Source organism: Lacinutrix sp. (genome assembly GCF_037625555.1).
Taxonomy (GTDB): Bacteria; Bacteroidota; Bacteroidia; order Flavobacteriales; family Flavobacteriaceae; genus Lacinutrix.
Genome location: NZ_JASJHV010000044.1, coordinates 1 through 13,613, shown reverse-complemented (window position 1 = coordinate 13,613; position 13,613 = coordinate 1). Strand labels below are relative to the sequence as shown.

15 protein-coding genes and 1 tRNA gene are annotated in these 13,613 nt (G+C 30.9%); 5 read left to right on the top strand and 11 right to left on the bottom strand.

The features are described from left to right. Positions 1-63: 63 nt before the first annotated feature. On the top strand, positions 64-555 hold the full coding sequence (locus tag QNK89_RS02550; protein WP_340169403.1) for a hypothetical protein: 492 nt from the start codon (positions 64-66) through the stop codon (positions 553-555). Here the strand turns inward: QNK89_RS02550 and QNK89_RS02545 are convergent. The 6 genes from QNK89_RS02545 to QNK89_RS02520 all read right to left on the bottom strand — a co-directional run bounded on the left by QNK89_RS02545 (position 552) and on the right by QNK89_RS02520 (position 6,129). Next, positions 552-1,712 carry a metal ABC transporter permease gene (locus QNK89_RS02545; protein ID WP_340169402.1) on the bottom strand — a complete coding sequence of 387 codons (1,161 nt, stop codon included), beginning with the start codon at positions 1,710-1,712 and terminating at the stop codon, positions 552-554. The two genes, QNK89_RS02550 and QNK89_RS02545, sit on opposite strands and share 4 nt — an antisense overlap. After that, the gene (locus tag QNK89_RS02540) at positions 1,705-2,832 is read right to left on the bottom strand and encodes a metal ABC transporter permease (RefSeq protein ID WP_340169401.1); all 1,128 of its coding nucleotides are present in this window, start codon (positions 2,830-2,832) and stop codon (positions 1,705-1,707) included. The genes QNK89_RS02545 and QNK89_RS02540 overlap by 8 nt, the downstream gene beginning before the upstream one ends. Then, entirely contained in the window at positions 2,832-3,569 is a 738-nt protein-coding gene (locus QNK89_RS02535) for a metal ABC transporter ATP-binding protein (protein WP_340169400.1), read from the bottom strand. The genes QNK89_RS02540 and QNK89_RS02535 overlap by 1 nt, the downstream gene beginning before the upstream one ends. Before the next feature lie 181 nt (positions 3,570-3,750). Continuing rightward, positions 3,751-4,665, bottom strand: a complete 915-nt coding sequence (locus QNK89_RS02530) for a zinc ABC transporter substrate-binding protein (RefSeq protein ID WP_340169399.1) — start codon at positions 4,663-4,665, stop codon at positions 3,751-3,753. A 17-nt stretch (positions 4,666-4,682) separates the two neighbouring features. Further along, positions 4,683-5,483 (bottom strand): transporter, encoded by an 801-nt coding sequence (locus QNK89_RS02525; protein WP_340169398.1) that lies wholly within the window; start codon positions 5,481-5,483, stop codon positions 4,683-4,685. Continuing rightward, entirely contained in the window at positions 5,470-6,129 is a 660-nt protein-coding gene (locus tag QNK89_RS02520) for a metal-dependent transcriptional regulator (protein ID WP_340169397.1), read from the bottom strand. The genes QNK89_RS02525 and QNK89_RS02520 overlap by 14 nt, the downstream gene beginning before the upstream one ends. 120 nt (positions 6,130-6,249) lie before the next feature. On the opposite strand from QNK89_RS02520, the gene QNK89_RS02515 reads away from it, so the two are divergent. Next, positions 6,250-6,672 (top strand): hypothetical protein, encoded by a 423-nt coding sequence (locus QNK89_RS02515; protein ID WP_340169396.1) that lies wholly within the window; start codon positions 6,250-6,252, stop codon positions 6,670-6,672. Positions 6,673-6,717: 45 nt separating this feature from the next. Here the strand turns inward: QNK89_RS02515 and QNK89_RS02510 are convergent, their stop codons facing one another. From QNK89_RS02510 to QNK89_RS02495, 4 genes are all read right to left on the bottom strand, one after another. Continuing rightward, positions 6,718-6,849: a FeoB-associated Cys-rich membrane protein gene (locus tag QNK89_RS02510; protein WP_340169395.1), complete on the bottom strand. Its 132-nt coding sequence runs from the start codon at positions 6,847-6,849 to the stop codon at positions 6,718-6,720. Continuing rightward, the gene (gene feoB / locus QNK89_RS02505; RefSeq protein ID WP_340169394.1) at positions 6,850-8,952 is read right to left on the bottom strand and encodes a ferrous iron transport protein B; all 2,103 of its coding nucleotides are present in this window, start codon (positions 8,950-8,952) and stop codon (positions 6,850-6,852) included. It lies immediately after the preceding gene. Continuing rightward, on the bottom strand, positions 8,945-9,178 hold the full coding sequence (locus QNK89_RS02500; RefSeq protein ID WP_340169393.1) for a FeoA family protein: 234 nt from the start codon (positions 9,176-9,178) through the stop codon (positions 8,945-8,947). Before QNK89_RS02500 ends, feoB begins: the two co-directional genes overlap by 8 nt. 76 nt (positions 9,179-9,254) lie before the next feature. Then, complete coding sequence (locus tag QNK89_RS02495) at positions 9,255-9,926, bottom strand: SCO family protein (protein WP_340169392.1); 672 nt, start codon at positions 9,924-9,926, stop codon at positions 9,255-9,257. A 169-nt stretch (positions 9,927-10,095) separates the two neighbouring features. On the opposite strand from QNK89_RS02495, the gene rseP reads away from it, so the two are divergent. Next, complete coding sequence (gene rseP / locus QNK89_RS02490; RefSeq protein WP_340169391.1) at positions 10,096-11,442, top strand: RIP metalloprotease RseP; 1,347 nt, start codon at positions 10,096-10,098, stop codon at positions 11,440-11,442. 67 nt (positions 11,443-11,509) lie between these two features. After that, a tRNA-Asn gene (locus QNK89_RS02485) sits at positions 11,510-11,586 on the top strand. 180 nt (positions 11,587-11,766) lie between these two features. Here the strand turns inward: QNK89_RS02485 and QNK89_RS02480 are convergent. Next, positions 11,767-12,264: a hypothetical protein gene (locus QNK89_RS02480; RefSeq protein WP_340169390.1), complete on the bottom strand. Its 498-nt coding sequence runs from the start codon at positions 12,262-12,264 to the stop codon at positions 11,767-11,769. Positions 12,265-12,729: 465 nt separating this feature from the next. On the opposite strand from QNK89_RS02480, the gene QNK89_RS02475 reads away from it, so the two are divergent. Then, positions 12,730-13,440 (top strand): nuclease-related domain-containing protein, encoded by a 711-nt coding sequence (locus QNK89_RS02475; protein ID WP_340169389.1) that lies wholly within the window; start codon positions 12,730-12,732, stop codon positions 13,438-13,440. The last annotated feature ends 173 nt before the right edge of the window (positions 13,441-13,613 follow it).

Below are 13,613 nucleotides of genomic sequence, written 5' to 3'. Positions count from 1 at the left end.
GAAATTTCAATAAAACTTGCAAAAGGAGGTGTTCCAATTAGATATTTTACAAAACTTAATAAAATGAGTTGGTATAAGGACTTTAAATTAAATTTCAATAATTATATCGTTTATTATAAAGAAAATTTTAATCAAGAATTAAAAGACAGATGGATTAGTCTAATTTTAAAGGACAAGTTTTTTAATTGGGAAAGGTGTCACGCCTATAGAGAAGGAAGAATTAAAATAACAATAGAAGAACTAGTTACAGAGGCTTCTGAAATTTCAAAAGAGTTTGAGAATATTATTGAACGCTATGGTTTTCCACATGAACATCAAATGGGTTATCTCTACATTCAAGGTCAAAATAGGGTTTCAGATTATAGAATGGACGTTGTGATAATACATATTTATCAAAGAGGCGAAACTATTTATGAGAATGATATAGATAAGTTTGTTTGCGATGGAAACTTAAGATCAAATAAAAATATTACAAAAGAATCTATAGGCTTTTGGTATGGTATTGGATTGAAAAATGTAATGACAAAATTTTATAACAGATACAGTAAAGATTAACCTCTAAACAAAAAGAAATCGTCTTTCATATCTTCAATTTGAGAGTCTTCGTTTGTAATAATATAATCTATCGCTTTAGAGGTAAAAGCATCTCCTTTTTTGGTTAGAGATACAATATTCTTTTCAACTACTATCATATTATTTTTAAGCGCTAACTCAAGAACTGTTTTTGCTCTTACTTTTTGCCAATTAATATGTTCACGAAGGTGGTTTACATGTCTTTCCTCTAACTCGTTATGGTTTTTTAAGTGCAATAAAAAAGTTAATAATGACACTTCGGTACGTTGTTGTTTTTCGCGATATAAAACAGCAATTATACCTTTACTTGGCGCAAATAAATATACGATTAAGAATAATAAGCCTAACATTGTTGTTATAGAACCAGCAATTGATGCATCTAGCCAATGTGCAAACCAATAACCAGAAATGGCACTTAAAACACCAAAGCTAATAGCTAGCGCTAACATTTTTTTTAAATCTGTGGTTAAAAGGTAGGCAGCTGCAGCAGGAGCGATCATTAAAGCTACTACTAAAATAGCACCAACAGCATCAAAAGCACCTACAGTTGTAACCGAAGCCACACTCATTAATCCATAATGAATAATTACAGGTGAAAATCCTAAAGATGCTGCTAAACCAGCATCGAAAGTGCTTATTTTTAATTCCTTAAAAAAAGCAATTAATAAGGTAATGGTAATTAATAAAATAACACCAATAACCCATAATGCTTTTGGCCCAACATCTATTCCTGAAATAAGTAGCCTATCGAAAGGTGCAAATGCTAATTCACCAAGTAAAACAGCGTCGACATCTAAATGCACATCGTTAGCATTTTTTGCAATTAAAATAACACCAATACTAAACAAGGCAGGAAACACTAAACCAATGGCTGTGTCTTCTTTAACAAGCCCTGTTTTTTGAATATACTCCACTAAAACTACTGTAATAATACCAGTAACAGCTGCTAGTAAAATAAGCAAAGGTGAGTTGAGGTCTTGTGTAATAAAAAAACCAATTACTATTCCTGGTAAAATTGAATGACTAATGGCATCGCTAATCATTGCCATTTTTCTAAGCACTAAAAAAGTGCCAGGAATAGCGCATGCAATAGCAACTAAACTTGCAATAAGCTGTATTTCTATTTGAGCGCTATTCATCTTCTTCGGTTTTTTTTGAGTATAAATTTGCAGCAGTTTCAAAACCAACCTTAGTTAGACTCCACATATTACCATTTATTTCTACATAGTTTTTCTCTACTAATTTTTGAAGTGTTGAACGTGTATAACCTTGAAAGTTATTAAGTAAGACAATAGCATGTGGATGTGAAATATTGTTGTGTGTTTCTGCAATATTATGCATAAACGCCAATGTTTTGTGAAGCTCTAGATCTCTACGGTTTCTTATAAAACGAATTTGGTTAAATAATAAGCCTCGACTTGGAGAAAACACAAACGAAAAGAACACAAACACTGAAGCTACTAAAACAATAACAGGTCCTGTAGAAAGGTTAGTTTGACTAGCACTTATTGCAGTACCAAAAACACCAGAACAAGCACCAAAAATAGCTGCTAAAAAAACCATAGTTGCTAAACTATTTGTCCATTGTCTTGCCGCAGCAGCTGGAGCTAAAAGCATGGCACTCATTAAAACAACACCTACTGTTTGTAAGCCTAAAACAATAGCTAAAACTATAAAACAAGTTATTAAAATATCGATAAACTTAGTGTTAAAACCAAGTGTTTTAGCGTAATCTGCATCAAATAATAGAATTTTAAATTCTTTCCAAAAAAGGAGTAATACAAATAAACATAAACCAGTTACAATCGCCATTAACCATACATCGCTCTCTACTAATGTAGCGGCTTGTCCAAATAAATATTTATCCAACCCAGCTTGATTTGCATTAGGTTGTTTTTGAATAAAAGTTAGCAAGAGCATACCAAAACCAAAAAATAAAGACAGAATTAAACCAAATGCGGTATCACTTTTTAAATGTGTTTTCTTTACTATACTTCGAATCCAAAACGTTCCAATTAAACCACTAACTAAAGCACCAAAAAGCAGCGTATTCGTGTCTTTTGCACCAGTAATTAAAAAAGCAATAGCAATACCAGGTAATGCTGCATGCGAAATTGCATCTCCTAGTAAACTTTGTTTTCTAAGAACAGCAAAGCTACCCAACATACCTGTTACAGCACCTAAAACAGCTGTTCCAAGTGTTATGGTTCTTAGTGTGTAGTCTGAGAAAACTAATGAAAAATAGTCTTGAAAATCCATTATTCTTGAACACTTACTTTAAAGTTAATACCATAGGTTTTTGTTAGATTATCATCGTTAAAAATATCTTTTACAGGTCCTGTAGCTATTTTTTTCACATTTAAAAAAGTTACCCAATCAAAATATTCTGGTACAGTTTGCAAATCGTGATGAACGACAATTACTGTTTTACCTGCTTTTCGTAATTCTTTTAAAATATTAATTATAGCAATTTCGGTAGTTGCATCAACACCTTGAAAAGGTTCATCCATAAAATAGATTGATGCATTTTGTACCAAAGCACGTGCTAAAAAAACACGTTGTTGTTGTCCACCAGATAATTGGCTAATTTGTCTGCTTTTAAAAGCCAGCATACCTACTTTTTCTAAAGCTTCTAACGCTGCTTTCTTCTCCTTTTGTCCTGGTCTTTTTATCCAGCCTAAGCTACCATAAGTTCCCATCATGACAACGTCTAGAGCTGTAGTTGGAAAATCCCAATCTACACTTCCTTTTTGTGGTACGTAGGCGACTAATTGTCTTTGTTTATGATATGGTTTACCATAAATAGAAACGCTTCCTGCAATAGGTTTTAAAATACCAAGAATAGCTTTTATAAGAGTCGATTTTCCTGCCCCATTTGGCCCCACAATAGCCATTAAAACACCTTCTGGAATTTCTAAATCAATATCCCAAAGTACTGGTTTGTAGTTGTAAGCTACTGTAAGGTCGTCTACTTTAACTGCTATTTTAGATTTCATTAATTCCTTTTTTTGTCAGTTCGAGTGATTCTGAGTTTTTCTTTCAGAATAGTATCGAGATCTTTTTTGATGACTTCTAGATACAATTTGTTCGTGCTTCACAAATCACTCGAAATGTCATTACTCTATAATATTTTTGTAGTTGCAATTCTATATCGCTAACTTGATTGCAACTTTAAATTTACTTTAGCGCCTTAACAATCGTATTCACATTATACTCAAACATACCAACATACGTACCTTCTAAAGTGCCTGTATTTCCAAGCGCATCAGAATATAATGTACCACCAATTACAACATCGTGACCTTTAGATTTTACAGCTGCTTGTAACGCTTCAATTGTACGTTTTGGCACAGAACTTTCTACAAAAATAGCTTTTACTTTATTTTCAATAATAAAAGCCGCTAGTTTTTGTACATCTTGAACACCAGCTTCGGTTGCTGTGCTCAACCCTTGTAATCCAACAACGTTAAAACTATAATTTTTGCCAAAATAATTAAAGGCATCGTGAGCAGTCACTAAAATTCTTTTTTCCTTAGCAAGTGTTTCGATTGTACTTAATACGTTTTGTTGCAAAGTTTCTAATTTATCTAAAAAAACTTTTTCGTTTTCTGAAAAACGTGATGCATTTTCTGGATTTTTTTCAGATAAAACAGAAGTCACTTTTTTTGTAAATTGTTTAAAATACTCAATATTAAACCAAACGTGAGGATCGTAATTTGAAGCAAAATAATCTGAACCTATTAATGTACTTTTATCTATTTCTTCAGCCAAAGCAATAGGTGTTTTAGTTTTACTTCCCATTTTTTCGAAAACCTCAACCAACTTGCCTTCTAGATGCAAACCGTTATAGAAAATAATATCTGCATTTACCAATTTAGTAACATCGCCTTCGCTTGCTTTGTATAAGTGTGGATCGACACCACTTCCCATTAATCCTTGAATATTTACTAAATCGCCTCCAATATTTTTAACCAAATCGGTAATCATAGTTGTAGTCGTAACAACGTTTAATTTACCGTTGTCTTGCTTTGCTTTGTTTTTACAGGCAAGAAGAGTGAGCGCTACAACCAATATAAGTATTGTTTTTTTCATTATAAAATTTTTAATTTTTAAGATTTTGGTATTCTAAAACTAAATCCAGCACTTATTAAAATATCTTGACCTTTAGTAATGCTCGAACCTACTGTTGCATCTAATTGAAAATTGTTAGAAACTAAATAAGTAAATCCTACATCCCAAAGGTGGTTTGCTTTCTTGTTTTCGGGAGCATCACCATATACTTCTATATAAGCGCCAAGTTTATTTGTTAAACTATGTCCATAAGCTAGCGAGTATATGTAAGCTGCTTCAGAGCTATCATTTTCCCATGCAGCACCTAAATTGTAAGATAAACTTGAGTTTTCATTTAAGGTGTGAGCAAAAGAAAACCTAAAGTCTACTCCAGTATTTTCTGGTCTTATGTCATTATTTACTAAAAAAGGCAGGTTTAAATGTCCTAAAAACCCAATTTCTGGTATTACACCATTCTCTTCTACAATAGTTGTTTTAAATCCTAAAAGTAATGGCGAAAAACTAGTAGCCGAAGTAATTTCAGTACCATTAAACTTTGTTTTACTATCTGTAAAATTGTAACCTAATCTTAGTTCAAAATTATCAAGTAAGCCATATCTCACCAACATGGTATTGTAGGTAAAATCTTCTGTTTTAATATTGTTTTCTTCAAAACTTTCATAAAAAGCTCCAGTTTCAAATTGTAAGAAACCTTTAGGTATTGCTGTTGGAGATTCGGTTGCGTCTGGTCTATCTGTTATTAATGGACCCAAAGATGAATCTTCTTGAGCGTATAATAAAGACGTACTTATAATGCTTAGAATAAGCGTTACGCTTTTTAACTCTTTAATTAATTTCATTAGCATAAATAATTTTTGAAAAATCTTCATTAAGAAGAATCGTGTTGTTATTAATTGATATTTGAGTCATTTTATTTTTATTAAACTGCTTAGTAACTAAAACAGTATTTCCATATTTAAGTCCATTTTGAGCACAAAAATCAAAAAATTCTTTATCATCACTCATTAAACGAGAGATGGTGTAGCTTTTACCTTCTTGAGTATTTGCTAAACTTATAGAAACATCAACTGTTGTAATTTTACCATTTATATTTGGAATAGGATCTCCATGAGGATCAAACTTAGGATTACCAAGGTATTCACTAATTTTATTTGCTAAAAAATTTGAAGTTTCATGTTCTAGTAATTCTGCCTCACGATGAATATCATGTAAAGACATATCGAAAGTTTTATACAAAAAAGCTTCCCAAAGTCTATGTTTTCTAACAATATTTAAAGCCATTTTCTCTCCTTTATCGGTAAGTTTTAAAGCTTTATATTTTTCGTAATTAAGTAAGTGTTTAGTTGCTAATTTTTTAGCCATATCTGTTGCGGCAGCATTACTAATCCCTAATTTTTTTGCAATATTACCTGGCTTAGTATCATTACTCTCATTATTGTTATTCTTGTAAATGGCTTTTACAAAATTTTCTACAGCTACAGACATTTCTAATACCTTTAATTAATTTTTAAGCTTACTTAAATTTTTTACAAATCTAACTAAAATTTTTAATACTACTAACTTTCGTAAGATTTAAGTTATATTTAGTCTTTAAGGTTTATAAAAATGAAAAAAATACTATTTATAGTCACACTACTATTTGTTTTTGTGGTTTCTGCCCAAGATTCAACTGAGGTAAAAGCGCAGACACCTAAAATTATTTCTAAATTAATGTTTGGAAAAACGATAGCAGTGGATAATTTGGAGTTTAAATTTGTAACCTTAGAAAGTGATTCGCGTTGCCCAAAAGGTGTACAATGTGTTAGGGCTGGAGAAGCTATTGTTTTAATAGATGTTTTTAAAAACGGAACGAAGATTGAGCAAAAACGATTAATATTTTCTCCAAATGCTCAACTACAAAATTCGCTAGGAAACTTATTTTCTTCTAAAAAAATAAAAGTTACAGGATTCAACATTGCGCCATATCCAGAATATAGAAATAAAATTAAACCAAAGGATTATTTTATACAGCTAGATATAAGGGAGTAATTAAATGTAATAATATATTATGAGACCCTTTTTTAAAAGGTTTTTTTAATGACAACCACAATCGCTTGTTCCACAAGCTTTTTTAGATTTCTTTTTCCAGAAATATTTCTTAACTAAAAAGCCAACAGCTAGAGTTAATATTATAAAAATAATGATATTTTGAAGTATTATATTCATTTATTTCAAAAATTGGTAGGCAATTAAACCAGCAATATATGCAATAGCAGTCATTATTGTAAATTGATAAACTGGCCATTTCCAGCTGTTTGTTTCCCGTTTTACAATTGCCAATGTACTCATGCATTGCATTGCAAAGGCATAAAATAAAAGCAGCGAAATTCCAGAGGCGAAATTAAATAATGGACCACCAAGAATTGGGTTTACTTCTCCTGCCATTCTGTTTTTTATGGTTTCTTCGTCATCACTTCCTACACTATAGATTGTTGCTAAAGTACCAACAAAAACTTCTCTTGCTGCAAAAGAGCTAATTAAAGCAACACCAATTTTCCAATCGTAACCTAATGGTCTAATGGCTGGTTCGATAGCTCTTCCAGTAATACCTATAAAAGAATGTTCGAGTTTATGAGATGCTATTTTTTGTTCTAACTCTACTTCATTTAAGTTGTCTTTAGCATATTTTGTTATAATAATATTTTCAGCATTATTAAATTGATCACCTGGGCCATAAGAAGCCAATACCCATAATACAATTGAAATGGCTAAAATTATTTTTCCAGCACCAAAAATAAAAGCCTTTGTTTTTTCTAAAACTGTAAGTGCTACATTTTTTAAAAGAGGTACTTTATAGTTTGGCATTTCAACAACAAAAAAGGTTTTACTCTTAATCTTCAGTATCTTATTTAAAATCCATGCAGAACCTACAGCAGCACCAAAGCCTATAAGATAAAGTAACATTAGTGTTAATGCTTGATAGCTTAAACCTAGTATTCTGCCTTCAGGAATTACAAGAGAAATAATAATTAAATACACAGGCAACCTAGCCGAACATGTTGTAAAAGGTGTTACTAAAATGGTAATTAAGCGTTCTTTCCAACTTTCTATATTTCTAGTAGCCATTATTGCAGGAATAGCACAAGCTGTTCCAGAAATTAATGGTACAATACTTTTACCACTTAACCCAAAACGTCGCATTATTCTATCCATTAAAAACACAACACGACTCATGTAGCCACTTTCTTCTAGTATTGCAATAAATAGGAAAAGAAAGGCTATTTGTGGAATAAAAATAACAATTCCTCCTAGTCCAGATATGATACCTTCTGCAACTAAATCGGTTACTTTGCCACCACCTGGAAATGTTGCTTTTACCCAATTACTTAGAGATGCAAATGAAGAGTCTATCCAGTCCATTGGTATACTAGACCAATCGTATATGGCTTGAAAAATTGTTAAAAGGATTAGAAAGAAAATTAAATAGCCCCAAATTTTATGAGTAAGAATACGATCTAATTTCGCACGAACATCTGTTGCTTGTGAAGCATCGATGGTTTGCCCTTTTTTAAGAACATTATTTATAAATTGGTATCTTTTTATAGTTTCTTTTTGCTGAAGCCTTTTTAGGTCTCCTTTTGCTTTAGTTTTAAAGCTAGATATGGCTTCAACTTTTTTTCTATCTGTTTTTCCAAAGTTTACATCTTGAGTTATTACAAGCCATAATTTATAAAGTAACTGATTAGGAAAAGCCTTGCGAAGACTATTAAAATAGGCCACATCGATTTCTGAAGCGTTTAAACAAGGTTTTGTAGATAAGTCTTTATAGTTGCTAATTTGCTGTTTCAAATTATCGATACCTTCATTTTTTCTCGTACTAATAACAGCAATTTTGGTTTCTAACTCTTGTTCTAGGTATTTAAGATCTAGTGTTATACCTTTTCTTTTCATTCTATCTGCCATATTAACAACTAATAGGCAAGGAATCTCAAGGTCTTTTATTTGTGTAAAAAGGAGTAAGTTTCGTTTTAAATTTTCTACATCACTTACAACAACTGCAACATCTGGAAAGTCTTTATCATTTCTGTTCAATAACAATTCGATTACTACATTTTCGTCTAAAGAAGATACATTTAAACTATAAGTTCCAGGTAAATCTATAATATGGGCTTTAACTCCACGTGGCAATTTACATATGCCTTCTTTTTTTTCTACTGTAATACCAGGATAGTTACCAACTTGTTGGTTTAAACCTGTTAAGGCATTAAACACAGATGTTTTACCAGTGTTTGGGTTACCAATTAGCGCTACGTTTATTTGCTTACTCATTTATCAAGTCTATTAAAATATGAATAGCAGTTTCTTTTCTAATAGCAAGATGGCTTCCATTAATGTTAAGATATAATGGATCAGAAAAAGGAGCAACCTGAACTAACTCAACTAAATTCCCTGGAAGACAACCCATTTCAAGTAGTTTTAATGGTATTAATTCTGATGAAACATCGATAATTAAACCTTTTTCTCCTCGTTTTAAATGTGCTAATGTGTATTGCAAGCTTATTTAGATTGATTTTAAAGAAGCAAAAGTAAGTGAAAAAACTTAAGCTAAAAAATTGAAGTTAAAGAAAGCGCTATTTCTCCATGCGTTTTAATTTTTTAATGTCTTCAAGCAATTGAGAAATAGCTTCAGAATCTGTACCATCATAAAACCCGCGAATTTGACGTTTCTTATCAATAAGCATAAAATTTTCTGTATGTATCATATCAAACTGGTCTCCATTACCATCAGCTTTTACAGCTAAGTAACTTTTTCTAGCAAGTTCATAAATTTGTTTTTTATCACCTGTTACTAGATTCCATTTAGCATCATTAACACCTTTGTTAATTCCATATTTTTTTAGTTGCTGAACACTATCAATGGTAGGAGTTACAGAGTGAGAAAGAAGCATTACTTCTTCATCATTTATAATCTCCTTTTGTATGTTCTTCATATTATCTGTCATAATAGGACATATAGTCTGACAGGTTGTAAAAAAGAAATCTGCAACGTAAATTTTATTTGCATAATTATCTTGTGTAACTGTCTTTCCGTTTTGGTTAGTAAGACTAAAGTCTGCAATTTTATGATATTTTTTTACGTGTTGAATAGTACTGTCAACCAAAGTAGTTTCAACGTTATTTGGTTGGTAGATTGGTAAGGGTTTTTCAACATTTAATATAATGTAAATGATATAGATTATTATTGCTGAAAGGAAAAAAAACCCAATGGCAAATTTTTTGTAATCTTTAAAAAAAGAAAGCATAAAAATTAAATTTGAATCAATATTTTACAAAAATACAACGCAAACACTTGGCAAACCATTTTTTTGGGTCATAAAATGATGTTAAAACGTAAAGCATTATAACAATAGCTTTTTAAACTAAGTGTAAATACTTACTTTTGGGAGTTATAAATATGAATAGATAAATTACATGGGAATTATTATACAAATCTCTCAGTTTCTACTGGGACTTTCATTATTAATCATACTTCACGAGCTTGGGCATTTTATACCAGCAAAATTATTTGGAACTAGAGTAGAGAAATTCTATTTATTTTTTGATGTGAAATTTTCACTTTTTAAGAAAAAAATAGGTGATACCGTTTATGGAATAGGTTGGTTACCTCTTGGAGGTTACGTGAAAATTGCTGGAATGATTGACGAAAGCATGGATACTGAAGCTATGGCTGAAGAACCTAAACCTTGGGAGTTTAGATCTAAGCCAGCTTGGCAACGTTTAATTATTATGCTTGGTGGAGTTATAGTCAACTTTATTTTAGCCTATGTTATTTATTTTTTCTTATCCTTTGTTTATGGAGATAGTCATATAGATGCTGCAACAATCCAAGATGGTTATTTAGTTGAAAATCCATTGTTAACAGATTTAGGTTTCAAAACAGGAGACAATATTACTAAAGTTGGTGAATATAATGTTGAGAACTACTCAGACATAAAAGGAAATTTTATTGGAGCAAAGACCATAACTTTAAAAAGAGATGGTGTAGAGCAAACAATTAAAATGCCTATAAATTTCTTAGGGCAGTTTTCAGATAGTAAAAGAAGAGATTTGTTCGAGATGCGATATCCTATGATAGTTTCTCATATTCCCGATACTTCTTTTAATAAATCTATAAATTTAAAAAAAGGAGATGTTATTAGAACTATTGGAGATAAGGAATTAAAATACTTAGATCAAATAGAGCCAATATTAAATGAATATAAAGGGCAAGAAGTTGAAATAACTTTTTTAAGAGAAGATAAATTAATTTCAGAGAAACTTAAAGTTAGTAGTGATGCAAAATTAGGGATTGTTTATTTTGGAGGTGCTGTACCAAAAACAATGCAGAAACTAGGCTATTATAAAATGAAGACTAAAACTTACACCTTTGCAGAGAGCTTTGGAGGTGGTTACAATAAGTTTACAGGACAAATAGATAAATACTTTGGGCAACTTAAAGAAATTGGTAATCCAAGTACAGGAGCATATAAAGGTGTAGGTGGGTTTTATGCTATATTAAATGTATTTCCAGATTATTGGGATTGGCAAACGTTTTGGAGTATTACAGCCTTTTTATCTATAATGCTAGGTGTCCTTAACTTGTTGCCAATACCAGCTTTAGATGGAGGTCATGTTATGTTTTTAATCTACGAAATGATATCTGGACGCAAACCAAGCGATAAGTTTATGGAGTATGCACAAACCGTAGGATTCTTTATTTTGATAGCTTTAGTACTTTTTGCCAACGGAAATGACATTTTTAAAGCAATTTTTAAATAAAAATTTAATTATTGTTTTGTAGAATATAAAAAACAATTTATATTTGCGCTCGCAACAGCGAAAACACTCCTCTTTAGCTCAGTTGGTTAGAGCATCTGACTGTTAATCAGAGGGTCCTTAGTTCGAGCCTAAGAAGAGGAGCCAGTTATAAAGCCTTTACAGAGATGTAAGGGCTTTTTTTATGCTTATACATTAACCCAAATTTAGTGAAAAAAAGCATCCACTGGCAGTTTACTGGCAGTAAATAGACAGTTGTTTTTGCTTCTTTAGGAAAACCACTATTCAAGCTTAAAGTTTAATAGGGTGTATGTTTGTGATTGAAGGCTAATCACAAAAATCATCAAATAAGCCTCTTAAAGAATCATCCATTAATTTTCCTTTTCTAGCTAAAAAGGGATTTAAAACTAATACTTTTTTTAAATCTTTTCTACTCTTTAAAATACACTCACGAATTATCTTGTGTTTAATTAATTTTCTAATGTAATATCTTGATTGCTGCGTAGATTTTTTAATTTCTTTAGACAAGCGTTTAGCATTAAACGGCTGTTTGTCTGAATTCATGCAGATATTGTAATTCATTTTTAGGTTTTGAGTCAATATAATAAATGCACCTAATGTATTAGAATCAATTCCACTTGATAACATACATTTCAGTCTATCATCATCAAAAATAAAATAACGCTTACTATTAAAAATTAAACCATCATCATCAGCTGCAGTATAAAGGTTGGAGTTATTAGGCTCAAATAATTCACCTGTAGATTTGTCTAAGATTGAGTAACGTTTGGAGTCTAGTTTGTTAAACTTTGTCTTTTTTTTCATAATTATTGAATTTATAGTTTCATAAACCACACATAAATGAAAAAATACTTTCATTAATTTTTTACTAAAAGGGACCTAACTTGCTTTATTTCAATTAATTATGATGTTTCCTTGATTTCTTTCTATTATTATATTTAGCCTTTTAATTTGCAGTTTACTTAATGCAAAAGTCTGAATTAATAAGAGGTTGTCATAAAATAGCAATGAATAGTTTTCAACGCATTATTAACGTAATTTTAATAATCTGTATATTAAAAGCTCTATGCTTCCTACTGATCTGCTCCCCAGCTAAATTTTAAAAGGTGCGTCACCCCCTGTGTGGTTGGCCAAATAAGCCCATTTCATTGACTCAAACCCTGTTTTGTAAATTAGAGCACCTAATAATATTAATATAGCTATCATCAAATATTTTTAATTAACTTTATTGTAGAATTTGATTATTTATTACAATACATTCTTACAAAAATGACAGCAATAATATACATAGGAGTTTTGTTTCTTCTAATCTTATTATGTACAATAGTCCTAAATATTTACAGGCGTCATAAAAATCAAGAATTAATTGAAACCGTAACTTCATTAAGAAGGGGTACAAACTCTGAGCTTAGTTTAATTCTTAAGCTCTTAAAAAGTGGTGTAAATTCTAAAACAATCTTTCATGATTTAATTATAAAAAAGGGAAATGGTAAGTTTTCACAAGCTGACATAGTGTTGGCAACAACTCAAGGGATTGTTGTAATTGAAGTTAAAGATTACGGAGGTTGGATATTTGGAAATGGCAATCAAACCAATTGGACACAGATTATGGCTTATGGAAAAAACAAATACCGTTTTTATAATCCAATAAAGCAAGTAAACAGTCAAATTTTAAGCTTAAAGGACAGCTTAAAGCAGTTTGAGAAAATCCCATTCTTTTCAATAATTGTATTTTATGGAGATTGTGAGTTAAAAGAAATTAATTATGTACCAGAAAGTACAATGATTGTGAGGCCTCACAGAATATTAGAAGCCCTAAACTCAATAAAGGTCAATAATGAACCAGCCCCATATGAAAATAAACAAGCGGTAGTTGATACTTTAAAAAACGCTGTAATAAATGGAGCAAATAAGGATTATCAAAAACAGCATATTGATAATATCAAAAACACTACAGGAAAACACAGAATTCTAGATTAAATAAAACTAAACCATAGGCATATCTTCTTCTTTTAATTCAGCTATTTCTAAACCTCTTAAGTAGGTTAAATATACATTTCCTATATTTGAGTATGAGGAAAATATTTCATTTTTTTTTAAAAGCAGTGTTAAGACCTTTTTTACCTTCAGGGGCAAAAGTTTCTTTATTTAAA